This is a genomic window from Pusillimonas noertemannii (genome assembly GCF_003096595.1).
Taxonomy (GTDB): Bacteria; Pseudomonadota; Gammaproteobacteria; order Burkholderiales; family Burkholderiaceae_B; genus Pusillimonas; species Pusillimonas noertemannii.
In genome coordinates, this window is the sequence record NZ_QEKO01000002.1 from 340,928 (window position 1) to 356,781 (window position 15,854).

At 62.1% G+C, this 15,854-nt stretch carries 13 protein-coding genes; 7 read left to right on the plus strand and 6 right to left on the minus strand.

Translation table 11 applies throughout. From position 1 onward, the window contains the following. Positions 1-48 precede the first annotated feature (48 nt). The 4 genes from C7440_RS08730 to C7440_RS08745 form a co-directional block, all read right to left on the minus strand. On the minus strand, positions 49-3,885 hold the full coding sequence (locus C7440_RS08730; protein WP_165832507.1) for a cobaltochelatase subunit CobN: 3,837 nt from the start codon (positions 3,883-3,885) through the stop codon (positions 49-51). Between the two features lie 118 nt (positions 3,886-4,003). Then, complete coding sequence (locus C7440_RS08735) at positions 4,004-4,360, minus strand: DUF2149 domain-containing protein (protein ID WP_116518237.1); 357 nt, start codon at positions 4,358-4,360, stop codon at positions 4,004-4,006. Further along, positions 4,357-4,992, minus strand: coding sequence for a MotA/TolQ/ExbB proton channel family protein (locus tag C7440_RS08740; RefSeq protein ID WP_116518238.1), 636 nt, complete (start codon positions 4,990-4,992; stop codon positions 4,357-4,359). Before C7440_RS08740 ends, C7440_RS08735 begins: the two co-directional genes overlap by 4 nt. 2 nt (positions 4,993-4,994) lie before the next feature. Continuing rightward, a complete protein-coding gene (locus tag C7440_RS08745; RefSeq protein ID WP_207775397.1) occupies positions 4,995-6,953 on the minus strand; it encodes a TonB-dependent receptor in 1,959 nt (652 codons plus the stop codon). Positions 6,954-7,223: 270 nt separating this feature from the next. Between C7440_RS08745 and C7440_RS08750 the strand changes: the two genes are divergently transcribed. From C7440_RS08750 to C7440_RS08765, 4 genes are all read left to right on the plus strand, one after another. Beyond that, positions 7,224-8,228, plus strand: coding sequence for a metal ABC transporter substrate-binding protein (locus C7440_RS08750; protein ID WP_116518239.1), 1,005 nt, complete (start codon positions 7,224-7,226; stop codon positions 8,226-8,228). A gap of 76 nt (positions 8,229-8,304) precedes the next feature. After that, positions 8,305-8,931 (plus strand): DUF1007 family protein, encoded by a 627-nt coding sequence (locus C7440_RS08755; protein ID WP_116518240.1) that lies wholly within the window; start codon positions 8,305-8,307, stop codon positions 8,929-8,931. Between the two features lie 35 nt (positions 8,932-8,966). Then, positions 8,967-9,905, plus strand: coding sequence for a nickel/cobalt transporter (locus tag C7440_RS08760; protein ID WP_165832508.1), 939 nt, complete (start codon positions 8,967-8,969; stop codon positions 9,903-9,905). Between the two features lie 131 nt (positions 9,906-10,036). Further along, positions 10,037-11,011: a cation diffusion facilitator family transporter gene (locus C7440_RS08765; protein WP_243410873.1), complete on the plus strand. Its 975-nt coding sequence runs from the start codon at positions 10,037-10,039 to the stop codon at positions 11,009-11,011. Between the two features lie 144 nt (positions 11,012-11,155). On the opposite strand, the gene C7440_RS08770 is transcribed toward C7440_RS08765, so the two are convergent. Then, entirely contained in the window at positions 11,156-11,974 is an 819-nt protein-coding gene (locus tag C7440_RS08770; RefSeq protein ID WP_116518243.1) for an AraC family transcriptional regulator, read from the minus strand. Positions 11,975-12,055: 81 nt separating this feature from the next. Here C7440_RS08770 and C7440_RS08775 point away from each other — a divergent pair, with 81 nt between their 5' ends. Beyond that, positions 12,056-13,270: an MFS transporter gene (locus C7440_RS08775; RefSeq protein ID WP_116518244.1), complete on the plus strand. Its 1,215-nt coding sequence runs from the start codon at positions 12,056-12,058 to the stop codon at positions 13,268-13,270. Positions 13,271-13,482: 212 nt separating this feature from the next. On the opposite strand, the gene C7440_RS08785 is transcribed toward C7440_RS08775, so the two are convergent. After that, complete coding sequence (locus tag C7440_RS08785) at positions 13,483-14,154, minus strand: cupin domain-containing protein (protein WP_116518245.1); 672 nt, start codon at positions 14,152-14,154, stop codon at positions 13,483-13,485. Positions 14,155-14,502: 348 nt separating this feature from the next. Between C7440_RS08785 and C7440_RS08790 the strand changes: the two genes are divergently transcribed. After that, positions 14,503-14,961, plus strand: a complete 459-nt coding sequence (locus C7440_RS08790; protein WP_116518246.1) for an RrF2 family transcriptional regulator — start codon at positions 14,503-14,505, stop codon at positions 14,959-14,961. Next, positions 14,951-15,847 (plus strand): NAD(P)/FAD-dependent oxidoreductase, encoded by an 897-nt coding sequence (locus C7440_RS08795; RefSeq protein ID WP_116518247.1) that lies wholly within the window; start codon positions 14,951-14,953, stop codon positions 15,845-15,847. Before C7440_RS08790 ends, C7440_RS08795 begins: the two co-directional genes overlap by 11 nt. Positions 15,848-15,854: the final 7 nt, after the last annotated feature.

Genomic DNA, 15,854 nt, shown 5'->3' on the forward strand with positions numbered 1-15,854 from the left:
TAGCGGCGCCTCGCCTCATCAATTCCCCAAAGCAGCCAAGCCCAGCTGCTACCAACGCGGACGACGCACCCATCCCCCCGCGACAAACACTGCCATGGCCAACAGCCAGAGCCAAACCCCTTTTTGCACCGGTTGAACCGGCGTGGCGACACGCGGCTCTAGAGCGTAGCCCTCCACATTCGCTGCCGTCGGCGACGGTTCAGCAGCCGGTTCGGCGGCAGCACCCGGCGGTGCGACGACAGGCGCCGTGGCAGAGGCAGGCGCCGGCTGGTCCATACTCACAAGTTTCGTGGCCTGGCATGATGGCAACGCGCAGTCCGACCCGTGCCGGGCTACGCTCTCGGCCAGTGCCTGCTCCAGTTGCGCACGGTCGGCCTCATTGGCTTGCCAGGCGCCGCGATCTATGGCGTCCAGCAAGGTTTCCAGCAGATGCTGGCGCGCATGGGGGTTGTGCTGTTCGAAGTAAGCGTCCAAATCCAGGCCGTACTTGTCTTCGACATACACTTCCTTAACCTCGGCCCAGTCGGCGTCGGCGACGAGCTGCGGCGTGGTCACATCCCACAGCAGCATGTGGGCTGGCAAGTCGGCCATGTAGCGTGCGCCGTTGTAGCCACTTTTCTGCATGGCGCGTATCCACTCTGGGTTGAAGTAGCGCGACTGCAGCTCCCGGCCGAAGGTGCGTGCCAGGGGCTCCAGGTGCGCTTTGCCGGTTTGCGAGGCTTTCAGGTCGGCCACGTAGTTGCTCACCTGTCGCCCCGTATGCTCGCGCACCGCCATGCCGATGCCGCCCAGGTAGGCGGCGGGCATGCTGGTGTCCAGCAAGCCATAGGCGTTCGAGCTGCGACTGAAGACGGCGGCCTCGACGGACGACAACTGGGCGACGAAGCCTACGGCGTCCGCCGCGCCGTCATCGTTTTCGCCATAGGCATGGCCCAGCCGATCCGTGTAAAGCCGGGACAGGCGGGCGTCATCCCATTCTGCGCCGGCGTGGATGGCGAACTGAGTCGAAGGCGAATACGCGCCCGGCGCCGTCGAGTAAATGCGCCGCTGCGACCGTTGCGCGGCGGTGTCGGCGTCCATGCCCTCGGCGCTCAGGCGCTGGGCTTCCGACTGGCTGTATAGAAAGACGGGGTTGTCGTCTTCGCGCGCCTGCGCAGCCAGCCGAGCGGCCTTGGCCAGCATGGCGATCTTGTCGCGGAAGTGGTCGCGGTAGGTGCCCGAGGTCGTCACCAGCACGTCCACTCGGGGCCGGCCCAATGTTGCCCGGTCATCCAGTGTCACATCGACGACTTCGCCGCGCGGATTCCACACAGGCCTGGCGCCCAGCAGGCGCAAAACCTGGGCTTCTATAGCCGCCTCGTTCTGCGTGGATTCGCCCGACCACAGCACGAAGGCCACCTTGCGCGGCATGACGCCGTGCTCCTGGCGGTGGGTATCGATCAGCTCGTCGGCCAGCCTGGCGCCGATCTCCCAGGATTCGGGCGTCGGCAGGCGGCGCGTAGCCAGCGCATATGGATTGCGTCCCGGTGGCAGAGCATGCGGGTTGCGCACGGCGTCGGCCATGGGGCCGGGTTCGATGTAGCCACCCGACAGGGCTTGCATTACCGCGGCCATTTCGCGCGGTGCGGCAGCGATACGGGCCGCGTAGTCACGAATGCGCGCCAGCTGGCCGGGCGCCACCCGGGCAAAATCGCCGCGCAACACCGCGCGCACGGTTTCTTCGTCCGGCGCATCGGCATCGTCGCCAGCCAGCATGGCGTGCACCATGCCCGCGGTCGTACCCTCGTCGGGCGCCTGGCCCAGCACATGGCCCCCGACCGGCATGACGGCGTCAGCCACTTCGCCCAGATAAGCGCCCAGCGCGGCTTCCAGCTTCGGCCACGGCGCCGAGGCGGGATCGAGGTCCAGCGCCCGCCCATAGGCTACGGCGGCTTTGCGCACGGCCTGCCGGGCCGCTTCCTGGTCCGCAGCGGATATCGTCCCATCCGCCGTCCGGGCCAAGTCATTACGCAAGTCCGTCAATGCCGGCGACAAGCCGCTCTGCCTCAACGGCGGCATGAAGCCCAATGTCACCGCGTGAGCACGCCGCTTGTTGCCGATGCCGCCGTTGGCCTGCAAGGGCGTGGGCTGTATATGCGGCAAACCCCCGATCAAAGTGCCTATCCAATCATCCCGCGCGGGCCCCTGCTGCTTGCCTGGCATGAGCGATAGCTGGGTGAAGAACGGCACATAGGCGTCGGCGTGCCAACCCCGGGCCATCCATAGATAGAAGGCGATGTACTGGTGGTGCGGCGGCAAGGCGCCCGTGGAAGACAAGGCATCCGCATCCTGCAGATACCCCCAAACTGGGTGCGGTGCCAGCGCCACCTTGCCGAAACGCAGCAAGGGGATGACGATGGAACGCGCGCCCGATTCATCGACGCGCACCATCAATCTGCCCGGCGGCGGTCCCCAGTGCGCTTCGGTCTGCTCGCGCAAGGCCGTTGGCAACTGCGCATACCATTCCAGGTACTGCGCCTCGGGAACAGCTACAGCGTTGCCCTCTTTCAGGCGCCTCTCCAATTCGGCCTGCGCATTTGCCGCTTGTGCATCGTCTTCGCCCCGATGGCCGGTAGCGCCCCACATGCCCGCGCTGACATTCGTGCCATCGAGCGCCATGCGCCGTGCCAACTCTTGAGCATCGGGCAAGGGGCCGTCTCCCACGTCATAGCCTTCGTCCCTGAGCCGGCGCAATAACGCCGCTAGGCTGGCCTGGGCGTCCAGATACGTGTCGGGATCGCTGCCGACGTCGGCCCGATCAGCCGCTTCGCTGTGATAGGTGATCACTAGGCGTTTTCCGGCGTTGGGCATGCGATGCAATCGCGCCCAAGCCACGGCCCGCTCCACGCGCCAGGCCACCTGCCCCGGCAGCGCCTCATGCCGTACGGCGCCGTCGCCATGCACCACACGGGCGCCGACCATCATGGGCTCGACGATGCCGCTGGCTTCGCTCATGGCGAGCTGGCCGCTGCGATCGGGCGCAAAGCCGCCCAGGTCGGCACGCCACTCTTGCGGACTGCGGCTGTAGTCGGTCGTGCAATTGAGCACGGCCACGCCAAGCGCCTTGGCTTCCTCTACCCCTGCACGATGGTCGGCATAGTCGATCTGGCTGGCGCACAGAATCAAGGCGTCGACCGCGGGATGGCCATCCCGGCCGTGCAGGCCGCGCAGGGAATCGCGGCTGCCGCTGCGCCAGAGCGCAATGGGCAGACCGCCCTGGCGCTCTGTTTCCTCGATCAGCGCATCGATTACGGCGGTGTTGCCGCCCAGCGCCAGGCTGCGGTAGAACACGATGCCCACGCGTGGGCGTTCGGCGGCGTCGACATGGCGCCGCCCCATCCAGCCCAGATAGGTTTGCAGATCAGTGAAGCCCTCGGGATGGCCGGGATGATAATAGGCGTGGTCAGGGTACTCGACCGGCGCAGCAACCGGCCTGTCCAGGTCCAGCAGCCGCACGCCCAGGTAGTCGAACAGGTAGGTATAGTTGTCCGCGGTGGCGTTGCGCCAGTATTTGATGGCGTCCGGCACCGAGGCCGGGTCCACGTTGCCGCTCACCCATTCATGCCCGTTCAGCACCAGCACCTTGGTATGCCGCGCGGCTTCGTCCAGGCGCGCGCGATATTGCGCCAGCCTTGGGCCTATGCCTTCGACCACGACGAGGTCGTAGCCGGACAGATCCGCCTCGTTCACCGAAGGCAAATGTCCACCTCCCAAGCCGAACAGGTCGATTTGCATGGTGGGCGCCTGGCGTGCCGCCGCCTCGCGCATCAAGGTGGGCTGCTGCGCCAGCTCTATGGAAATGACGGCAATACGCGGGCGGGAGGCCTGAGCCGCATTCGCCTCCATGGGCCAAAGGCATAACAAACACAGCAGGCAGGCCCATATGCATCCATCTCGCATCCGCCGTTGGATCTGGCGACCGCTTCGTTCATGTGCGCCGTGGAGGTTCAGATCATGGATCATGTCAGGGCTTCCCATTCTCTTGTTCCGGCACATATACGACCTGCCCGTCCGGCAGGCGGTAGGCCGTGCCCAGGCGCTCGCCCTGCCCCGACAGCTTGCGGTCGGACACGCGCTCGACCTTGATCTGCTGCTGCGTCTTGCTGACGACCTCCAGTTCGCCGTCGGTGGTCATGCGCGTCAGTGTCCAATTGGCGTCGGCGCTGAGCATATCGGTCGAACCCATCACTGAAAACAGCGCCAGCGCCATCGCCACGATGAAAGCCAGGCTGGCATCGAAAAGATTGGCCACGCCGGACAAGGGGTCGTCGTGGCGGCTCGTGTCCAGCCTTGAGCGGGAAAAGCGCAGGCGCGGTCTCATGCGCCCTCCCGTGCCACTGCGGCCGGGCTGGCCGGCTGTTTCGCGGCAGCGGCCTCATATCTTCGCAGCACGCGTTCGGCATGCAGGCGGATGTCGTCCAAATCCTGGCGCAGCCAGCCTTCGCGCACCATCGCGATCACGTGCGCGACGACGCCGATCGCGATGCCGACAATCGTCGCGGAGAAGGCCACCACCATGTGCTCGGCCAAGGCGGGCAAATCGCCGCGTGCCAGGCCGCTCAGCCCCGCCGCCATCGGAATGAGCGTCCCCATCAAGCCCAGTGAGGGACCGGCACGCACCGCGAAGCGCACGCTGTTCAGACTGCGCAGGCTGTCATGCTCGGCTTGCGCCAGCAGTTTCTCGATGCGCAGGTCCAGGTCGGGCGCCGCCCCGGCCTCGGCTGCCGGCCCCGCCCCGGCGCCGGCGGGCAGATTCATCGCGTCGCCGGCCGCCTCGTCGATCAGCTGCGCAAACCGGCCGACCGCCGGCCTTCGCCCGCGCCGCCGGCCCACGAAGCTGCGCAAAAACATGCCCAGTGCCACCAGCGTCCATATCACCAGCGCCACCAACAAAGCCAGCACCGGCTGGAACATCAATTGGGAAACCTGCTCCAGTATGAGCTTCAACATCATGATTACAGCGTCCTTGTGTAGCGCAGATAGAAGGCGCGGCCCGGCATGGTGTAATCAGCCTTCTCGTAGTAGTCGCGATCGAACAGATTGGAAACGTCGAAACGCAGCGTGTCATTGCGCGTGAGCTTCCAGCGGGCGCTGAAATCCACCACCGTAAAGGGCTCGTTCTCGAACAGCCCGCCCTGGCCGCCTGTATAGATGCGGCCCTGGCTGTTGTCGTTGTCGTAGCGCACGCCCACATGGCGCGCCGTTAGCGTGGCCCACCATGCCCGGCCATCGCTGACCGTAACGGACACATTGCCCTTCCACTTGGCCACATTGCGTATCGGCACCGGCCCGCTGGCGTCAAAATCCTCGGCTTGTATCAGCCGCGTCAGGCTGGTGGACAGGCCAACCCGGCCAGCAGGCAGGCCGAACAGCCGGCCGGCATCCAGCGCAAGCCTGGCCTCGATGCCGCGCATACGCGAGTCGTCGGCGTTCTCGTAGCTGCTGATGCGTTCGGTCGGTGTTTCACTGACAATGACCGAGCGGATGCGGTCACTGATGTTCGCCTGGAAATAGGTCAAGTCCACGTCCAGGTAGCTGTCGGCATAACCCACCCCTAGATCCCAGCTTTTGCTGCGCTCGGGATTCAGGCCCGCATTGCCGATGCTGACCCGCCGCTGGATGCCCGCATACTCTACGTTCTCGCCCGCCAGCTCATTGCCTTGCGGTGGCGCGAAGGCCGTGCCGGCCGAACCGTGCACGCGCCAGTTATCGTTCAGCTTGTAGACCACGCCGCCCCGCGGGTTGAAGCTCGTGAAACTGGAGGAACCCGGAGTGAAGGTGTCCTTGTAAGGCGTGACAAGCGTGCTGGCCTCGATCCAGTCCACCCTGCCGCCCAGGGTCAGGATCAGGCGCTCGTCCAGCCACTTGCTGCCCCATTCGGCGAAAATTCCCCGGCTTTCGCGCCGCTCGTTGGGGCTGTAGGGCGCCAGACTCTCGCCCGCCGCATTGAAGGAAAAACGGTCGGCTTCGACGCGCTGCCAGTCCAGGCCATAGGTCAGCGTCATCCGTTCATTCAGGCTCCAGACGTCTTGAAGCTGCAGGCCCACGTAGCTCGACTCGGTGCGGCTGGAACGATAGCGCGGCGCCTGCGCGGGCACGGTGATGTAGTTGTAGGTTTCCCGGGAAGCGTAGGCTACCGCTGTGATCTCATGATCCCGGGGCGTCAGCATGAGCCTGACGTCGCCGCCGAAACGGCTGGTTTCATTGGCCGATGCGTTGGGCGGATCGTAGCTGAGCGGGCCGGGCGCATTGTTGTTCAAGTCCGCCCAGTCCAGGGTAACGTCCACCCTGGCCATATCGGTCAGGTCGCTGCCCAGTCGCGCCTTGCCTGACACACGGCGAAAATCGCTGTTGGGCCGCGTGTCGCCGGCCCCCGTGCGAAAGTCGTCATGCTGGTTCACATAACCCACAGCCAGATCAAAATCCGTCCTGTCGGACAAAGAGCCGCCCAGTGCCACGTCGGCCTGGCGGGTATCGAACGAGCCATGGCCCAGGCTGACACTGCCGCCGATGGGGCCGGTGGAACGGCGCGTGATGATGTTGACCACGCCGCCAATGGCCGACGCGCCATACAGGGACGAGGCCGGCCCCTTGAGCACCTCGACGCGCTCGATGCTTTCCGGCGACAGCGTGGTGAAGCTGGTCGAGCCCGACGGCCGCCCGTCGATCAGTATCAAGGTGCGCGGATTGATGGTGAACTCGAAGTTCGGCCGCATGCCGCGCAGGCCGACGCCGGCCAGACCGTTCGGATACTGGATGACGTCCACACTGGCGTTTTTCTTGAGTTGGTCGAGGAAGGTATTGCCAACCGTCTCGTCCAGGACGTGGCCTTCGACGACCTCCATTGAGGACGCAACCTCGTCGCGGCGCTGGGTGTTGCGTGTTGCCGTGATCACGATCGGATTCAATTCCACCGGTCGAGCCTGACTGGAAACGGCAGCGTTTGATTGCGGCGCGGCAGCCAGGCTACCCGCTGTCACCTTCGTGTCCGTCTCTGCGGCCTGCGCCCCAAAAGCCGCGCATAGTGCGGCGGCCAACGCTCCCACCCGCCTCTCGATACGCATGTTCCGACGCAGTTTGGCGGCTTGCGTTTCCATGTGATGCCCCTCAATCTTTATTCAAAGTGTTATGTTATAACATAACATTTAATGGCTTTATTACCCCGTGTCCGAGAAAGGCATCTCATGTCCATATCAACGAAGCGCGCTGCTATGGCCAGTGTCGCCACGCTGGCTTTACTGGCGTGGCCACCGGCCAACGCCCGCGAACTGCAAGTCGTCTCCACGTTTTCCATCATCAGCGATTTCGCCAGGAACGTGGGGGGTGAACGGATCGCGCTGACCACACTGGTCGGCCCGAACGGCGACACTCATTCGTATGAACCCAAACCGGCTGACGCCGTCGCCGTGGGTCGGGCGGATGTGGTACTGGCAAACGGCCTGCATTTCGAAGGTTTTGTCGAGCGCCTCGTCCAGGCTTCCAACAGTACGGCGCCAGTGATTGCGCTTACCCAAGACGTCGAGCTGCTGCGCAATGCCGGGGATGAACACCACAGCCACGAAGGCCACGATCATGACGACCACGACCATCATCATGCGCAGGAGCACGCCGGCTTGCACGATCACGACCATGCGAAGGAGCGTGCCCACCACCATGGCGAATATGACCCGCATGCATGGCAGTCTGTGCGTAATGCGCAGGTTTACGTGCACAACATTGCAAAGGCCTTTTGCGCCGCCGATGCGACGGGTTGCCCCAGCTATCAAGCCAATGCCAAGTCCTATGATGAGAAGCTTCAAGCACTGGAAACCGAGCTTAAGGCCGCAGTGGCCCAGATCCCAGCCAGCCAGCGCACGGTGATCACCTCTCACGACGCCTTCGGCTATCTGGGACGTGCATACGGTCTTCAGTTTTTGGCGCCACAAGGCGTCAGCACCGGATCAGAAGCTTCGGCCGCGGGTGTCGCCTTATTGATTCAGCAGATAAAGACCCAAAAGGCGTCCGCCATCTTTCTTGAAAACGTCAGCAACCCTCGGCTGATCCAGCAAATAGCCAACGAAACGGGCATGAGGATTGGCGGCAAGCTTTATTCCGACGCCCTGTCGCCTGCCGATGGCCCCGCTTCTACCTATATCGATATGATGCAGCATAATGTCAGCACGATCCGGGATGCCGTGCTGGGGCGATAATGAGCTGTCGACCCACAAGCCGCCCGCTCACTTGAAAGCGGAGTGCGGTTCAGGTCCGCTGTAAGGTTCAGAAAACGTGAATAGACAACTCGCTGCGCTGACGCTGGCGCTTGCACCCTTTAGCTTGTACGCCCATCCGCATGCCTGGATCGACGTGCGCAGCACGATCGTCCTGTCGGCTGATGGGTTGATTCCAGCCATTGAGGAAGAGTGGCTGTTCGACGATTTGTACAGTGCGGCCATAATCGAAGGCCTGAAGGAAGACAGCCCCGAGAAAAAGGCGGTGCTGGGCGACTTTGCCGCCGAGGTCATCGAAAACCTGGGCCCGTATGGCTATTTCATGCACATCACAGCCAATGGCCGTCCGATCAAATTGAACACCGTCACCCAGTTCAAAAGTGAAATGAAGGGCCGGCAGTTGCAATTGTCTTTCACCGCACTCCTTGCCGAACCTGTGGACCCCATGCGTCATGACGTCGGTTTCTCTGTGTACGACCCTACTTACTTCATTCAAATGACGCATCGCCCGCAGGACCCGCCCACCATCAGAAGCGAGAAAAGCCATTCTTGCCGGGTGCAGGTGCAGCCGCCCAATCCGACCCCTGAAGATATTGCGCGCGCATTCGCCCTGGATCGCGGCACGACGCCCGAAGAAGGCCTGGGCGACATCTTCGCCGAAAAGGTGTATATCCAATGCGATTGATACGCGGGCCATCTGTGCGCCTGCTGACTATTTGCATGCTTGCGGGCGCATTGCTGTTTTTCATGTGGGGCTGGTTGAATCACTACGCCGCCTGGAGCCGGCTTCTGGCCTGGATCATGACCACCCAGGCCGGACTGCACCAGCAACTGGCCTCGACCATGCGCCTGGTGGCGGAGCAAGGCTGGATGGCAACGTGGCCGCTCATCGGCATCAGCCTGCTCTATGGCATCTTCCATGCGGCGGGGCCCGGCCATGGCAAAGCAGTGATCACGACCTACCTGGGCACAAGCAGAACGCGGCTGCGACGCGGTCTGTTCTTGTCGCTATTGTCGGCCCTCGTCCAAGGCTTGACGGCGGTGCTGCTTGTCGAAGTGGCGGCAAATGTGCTGGGCTATTCTCTGCGGCGCACCCAGGGCGCCGCCGGCCAGTTGGAAAATATCAGCTTTGCTCTGGTCGCACTGCTGGGCGCGGTGCTTGCGTTGCGCGGCGCAAGAGGGCTGTATCGCCGCTGGCGCAAACCGAAACACGGCACGGGTTCGCTGTTTTCAAGCGGCGGCAAACTCCAGCCATATTGCGCCGACTGCGGCGGCCCGCACCAGTTAAGTCGAGACCATCTGAATCAACCCCTGACCTGGCGTACAGCACTACCCATCATCCTGGCCATTGGAATGCGGCCCTGCACAGGGGCCATTCTCGTGCTGCTGGTTGCTTACTCGCTCGGCTTGCGCTGGGTCGGCATTGCCGCCGTGCTGGCCATGTCGCTTGGCACCGCGGCAACCGTCAGCCTGCTGGCGACCTTTGCCGTGTCGTTTCGGCATATTGCACTGCGATTTTTCCAGCGCCGCCATGCCGCTTCACATCGTACAGACATAGTCTTTGATGTAATGGGTCTGATTGGCGGCTTGGTGATAGGTCTTATGGGCGCTGGCCTCCTCCAACAAGGGTTGACCGCCGCCCCGCACCCCATCTTGTAGCTTACAAATTCGATTACGTTTGGCTGAACGCTTTAAGCCGTAAGCGGCACGCCAAGTGCTGCACGTTCCCGCCGCGATCGCCGGGCCAAGCGTCCGTGCCGATCTTTACCCTTTCGTGCGCGAGAATGCTTATGAAACCCGATTCCGCCCAGCCACCGCATCCTTCTACCGACGCGAAGGGTTCGCGGCGAGTGGTCTACGCGGCGGTGGGGGCGAATCTGGCTATTGCGGTGTGCAAGTTCATCGCCGCGGCCGCTACCGGCAGCGCCGCGATGCTGGCGGAAGGGGTGCATTCAATCGTGGATACGGGCAATGAACTCTTGCTGCTGCTGGGCATGCGGCGCAGCAACCGGCCGGCCGATCCGTCTCACCCCTTCGGATATGGCAAGGTTTTGTATTTCTGGGCCTTAATAGTGGCGGTATCGCTCTTTTCGCTGGGCGGCGGGGTGTCTATTTATCATGGCATTCTTACCTTGCCTCACCCGCCCAAGCTGGAAAACCCGGGCTGGAACTATGCTGTTCTGCTGGCTGCCGCCGTGTTCGAGGGCTATAGCTGGAATGTGTCCCGCCTGGAGCTCAACAAACGCCGGCGGGCGGGCGAGTCGCTTTGGACGACCATGCGCCGCAGCAAGGATCCGGCGGTGTTTACGATTCTGGTCGAGGACTCGGCCGCGCTGATCGGAATCTCGGTGGCGCTGCTTGGCATCTGGCTGGGGCATCTGCTGAACAACCCCTTTATCGACCCGGCTGCGTCGATTGTGATCGGCCTGGTGCTGGTGGCGGCTGCGATGGTGCTGGCGTATGAGACAGGCAGCCTGCTGGTGGGCGAAAGCATAGACCGCGAGCAGATCGCGCTATTAAGGAAATTGCTTGAAGAGGACCCCTCTATTGACCGCGTCGATCGCCTTTTAACCATGCAACTGGGCCCCGCGCAGGCGCTGCTGACAGCTTCGGTGCGGTTCAGGCAAGACATGCATATCAGCGAAGTCGAGCAAGCCATGGAACGCCTGGAGCGCAAGATTTCCAGCCAGTGCCCAACGATCCAGCACATTTTCTTTGAATCCAGCTCACTAGGTGTCAACGCCGGTCGAACAAGGCGGCGGTAAGCGTTTGGTGTCCGGCATTCGGCCTGTCCTTGAACCCAACCGACTTGAGTCAATCGCCATGTCCTTGAAACCCATCTCTCCCCCAGCAGCGCATGCCCTTGTGAAGCAAGGCCTCATCTTCCACTGCCGGTCCGGCAAATCGGATTACGGTACCCGGCCCTTAGCTCCATGCGCGTGGCCTCGGGCTGCGCCTGACTGGTAAGTGCGGGGGCTGCCCTTCATCTCGGTTCTGAATGCATATGTGAAAGCCGAGACCGAGCTGTACCCCAGCTCTATCGCTGTAGCGGTTACCCCCATGCCGCTTTCCAGAAGCTCGATAGCCCTAAACAACCTGAGGCGGCGGCGCCAGGAACGAAGAGAGGTTCCTGTTTCGGCATGAAAACGGCGCGCAAGAGTTCGGCCCGACATGCCCAAAGTGTTGCCCCACTCTTCGATGCCACGCTGATCTGCCGGATTCTCAAAGAGTTCTTGGCAAAGTTTCGTCAGCCCTTCACTTATAGGCCATGGAAGGGCACTGGCAACGGGGTCCGCCCGGCGTAATTGGTCGATAATCAATTGAAAAACCCGGTCGCGATAACCGTCGGCATCGCGCTTTATATCGAGCCCTGCCGCTTCGATAATCAACGCCTTCAACAAAGGAGAAACAGCGAAAACCGCCACCCCACCTGAAAAAAGACTTTCGCCGAGATCGTCACGCACCCATACGCTTCGGAACTCTGCACCAAGAAGCGAACCGACCCTGTGCACGTTGCCAGTGGGCAGCCACGCGGCCTGGCTCGGTGAGATCAAAAAAGAACGCCCTTCCGCAACAACAGTAAGGACACCAGAAATCGCGTAGACCATCTGGTTCCAGTGATGAAAATGGTCAGAAAATTGGTGTTGGGGCGGAATAGACTGCACCCGCATCGTCATCGGATTCGGAGGCAGCACATTCAAGGGAGCGGCAAGAGGGATCCATTGCATAAGCTTGATTTTTGTCTTTTATTCTACATTAAACAGCATTTAGTCGACAGACAACATTCTATTTGTGCGCTGCAATAGCGTATGACTTCGATAAGCAACCCCTCTTTGGTCTTGCCCGAGCGAACCCAAAGGGCAAACATATGGCGGCTCTCCGTCGCCCAGGCGTTGGCAGGCGCGAACTCAGTGGTGGTCTATGCCACCGGATCCATTGTGGGCAGCATGCTGGCTCCCACAGCGATGCTGGCGACCTTGCCCATTTCCATTTTTGTGGTGGGCATGGCCGCATGCACCCTTCCCGTTGGAGCTTTCGCGCGACGCTACGGCCGTCGGGCTGCTTTTCTGCTGGGGACAGGGGCTGGCGTGCTCACCGGGTTGCTGGCCATGATCGCAGTCATCATGCAAGGATTCTGGCTTTTCTGTCTGGCTACGTTCTTCGGCGGGGTCTATGCCGCGGTCGTGCTGTCCTTCCGCTTCGCAGCGGCCGATGGCGTAGAGCCGAAACGAAAGGCTCGTGCGCTATCGCTCGTAATGGCCGGCGGCGTTGCCGCCGGCGTCGTGGGACCGCAACTCGTCAGTTGGACGATGGATCTCTGGCCACCCTATATGTTCGCGGCTACTTACCTGGCACAGGCGGTGGTGGCGGCAGCGTCGGCATTCATTTTGCTCGGCGTCCAGCTACCCGCGCCCACACCGGCGGAAATGGCTGGTGGGCGGCCGCTTAGCGTGATCGCGTTGCAGCCGCGCTTTATCTCAGCAGTAATTGCCGGCGCTGTCTCCTACATGCTGATGAACTTCCTCATGACAGCGGCGCCACTGGCTATGCACATGTGCGGACATTCCCAGGAGTCAGCCAACCTGGGCCTGCAATGGCATGTCATTGCCATGTACGCCCCGAGTTTCTTCACGGGCAGCCTGATTTCACGTTTTGGCGCAGGAAGAATAGCAGCGGTGGGCCTGGGCCTGATTGGCCTGTCTGCCGCAGTTGGACTAGGCGGCATCGAGATTATGCATTTCTGGTGGTCGCTGATTCTGCTTGGCGTCGGATGGAACTTCGGGTTCCTGGGCGCCTCTGCTCTGGTTCTGGAGTGTCATCGGCCTGAGGAGAAAACGCGTGTCCAATCATTCAACGATTTCATTGTCTTCGGCCTGATGGCCGTTGGGTCATTCCTGTCCGGGGGGCTGCTGTCCGCCTATGGCTGGGATACAGTACTCTGGGTGTCTTTCGTTCCCCTTGTCTTGTCGGTTGTCGCACTAGGATTGGCCACCCGCAAGAAGACATCTGCCTTGGCTAAATGAAGCAAGGAACCGATCAAAGACCGTCGGCCAGTTCGCTATATTTGCGTGTTGCACAAAGCAATTGAGGCCGAGGCTGTCGATAAGGCGCTCGAGTTTCCGCTGATAGACCGGCCAGAACCATGTCGGCCCCAAATCGAAACGGTCAAGCAGCCGAGCCGCATACAGCCCGGCCACGCCGTCGCCCACGATAGCGATGCGTGCCGTCCGCATACTTATCCCCCTGCCGGCATGCCGGCCAAGTGGCCGGTCTTGAGATAGAGGGTAGCTCCATGTGTCTTGTCCGCGGCGATTTGCGGGCTCTGGCCCAGCGGCACGCGCATCCAGCTACCGCCTTCATAGCGTTGGCCGTCCACCATCACAATGCCAGCCAGCACCAAAAACTCGGCGCCTTTTGCCGGGTCGACAAAAAGGGCTTCTGCCGGCACCAGCCGCCGCAGGCTGACCTGCTCGGTTTCATCGGAGAACAGAGGGCAGATTTCACCATCGCCGTGACGGTGCCAAGCCGATGCCACCTGTGTGTCAATCCGCACAATGCGCTGTTCGCTTGGTTGCATCTGCTGAAGTTTGACGAAGATGATGCACCCTTCCCGGCTGGAGGGCTGGTGGCCCGAACCCGGCGGGCTGCGCAGGTACCAGCCCGCCGGGTAATGCGTGCCGTCCTCGGAGAAGGTGCCGGACAGCACCAGAAGCTCTTCACCGCGAGGATGCTGATGGCGCGGAAAACAAGAATCGGGGGCGTATCGCACAATACTGGTTGCGCGGGCTTGTTCCCCGCCCACCCGGTCGAGCATCACTCGCTCGACGCCTCGTTGAGGCGAGGAAACCCATTCATATTGCTGCGGCGTTACGCTAACGCGCCGGGAAAAATCTGCGTTGATAAGCATGGCATTATTCCTGTCGCGGCTTAGCACAGAGTGCCCTGGACCAGGGCTACTCCGCCTATGCCCGCGTGACTCATTTTTTGGGTAGTTGTGCATGAGCGTCAGGCACATGGGCTGAATAGGCCAGCGCGAACTACGCTACCGCACAAAGAAAATCTTTCGAATCATCAGCATTTAATGATTTCTCGTGGCAACGGGCTATCCGAAGCGTTTGCCTGAGATAAGTCTAATTTTCCCCTCGATTCTCGGCGGTGACAAATGAGATTGAGGAATGACTCGGCCCCCCTGTGTCCATTCGGGATACCAGTGGAAGTCTTGACAGTCATCCACAAATAGAACATCATAAGTTACATGAAACGCGACAGCCGACTTTCCTCCGTCCTGCACGCCTTGCTCCACATGGCCGAGCGCCAGGGAGCCATGACCTCTGCCGCCCTGGCTCAGTGCCTTGGCACCAACCCGGTCGTCGTCCGGCGCACCATGGCGTATTTACGAGAGGCGGGGCTGGTGGCCTCGGATCGCGGCCATGCCGGCGGGTGGCGCATCACGGCAGACCTGTCGGCCATCACCCTTCGCCAGTTGCACGAGGCGCTGGGCGAACCGGCCGTCTTTGCCATAGGCAACCGCAACGAGACACCTGGCTGCCTGGTGGAGCAATCTGTGAACGCCGCGCTTGGAAACGCATTCGCCGACGCTGAGGCTTTGCTCTTGGCGCGGTTCTCGGAAATCACGCTCGCCGACCTGGCCGCCGATTTTGCGCGGCGTCATGAACAACGGCGGCGCTCAAAAGGAATCGACTATGCACTATGACGTAATCATTATTGGGGGCAGCTATGCGGGAATGGCCGCGGCCCTCCAGCTTGTCAGGGCGCGAAGGCCTGTGCTGGTGATCGACGCGGGTGAGCGGCGCAATCGCTTCGCGAGCCATTCGCACGGGTTTCTCAGTCACGACGGCACCGATGCCGGTGAAATCGCCCTGAACGCGCGCTCGCAGCTCCAAACCTATCCGGCGCTGACGTGGCTTGACGGTCGGGCCGAAGCCGTTACAGGGCAATTCGATGATTTCACCGTCTTGACGGCCAATGGACAAACATGCCAAGGCCGACGTGTCCTTTTCGCCACTGGCGTAGCCGACCAACTGCCTCCGGTCCCCGGAATTGCCGAACGCTGGGGCAAAACGGTTTTTCACTGCCCCTATTGCCATGGGTACGAACTCGGCCGCGGGCGGATCGGCGTCATTGCCACCGGGCCGATGTCGGTGCACCAAGCCGAACTGCTCACCGAATGGGGCGACGTGACGCTGCTGGCCAACGGCACAATCGATATCGACGCACAGGCGCGGCAGACACTCCTCGCTCGGGGGGTGTTCATCGAGGAAGCCGGGATCGCCCGCGTTCACCGGGATGCGGACGTCCAACTTTCGGACGGAAGGGGCTTGTCGTTCGCGGGGCTGTTCGTGGCCTCTCGATGCGAACCCGCCAGCGAACTCGCAGCAGAGAGTGGCTGCGCACTGGAGGAAACGCCGATAGGGCTTCAGGTCCGTACGGACGAGGCCAAGCAAACGACCGTGCCGGGCATCTTTGCGTGTGGGGATCTGGCGCGCGCGCCGCACTCTGTCTCCTTTGCCGTTGCCGATGGGGTGATGGCCGGCATCCAGCTGCACCGTTCATTGGTCTGGCCCGACGCAAGCGCATGACGGGAAC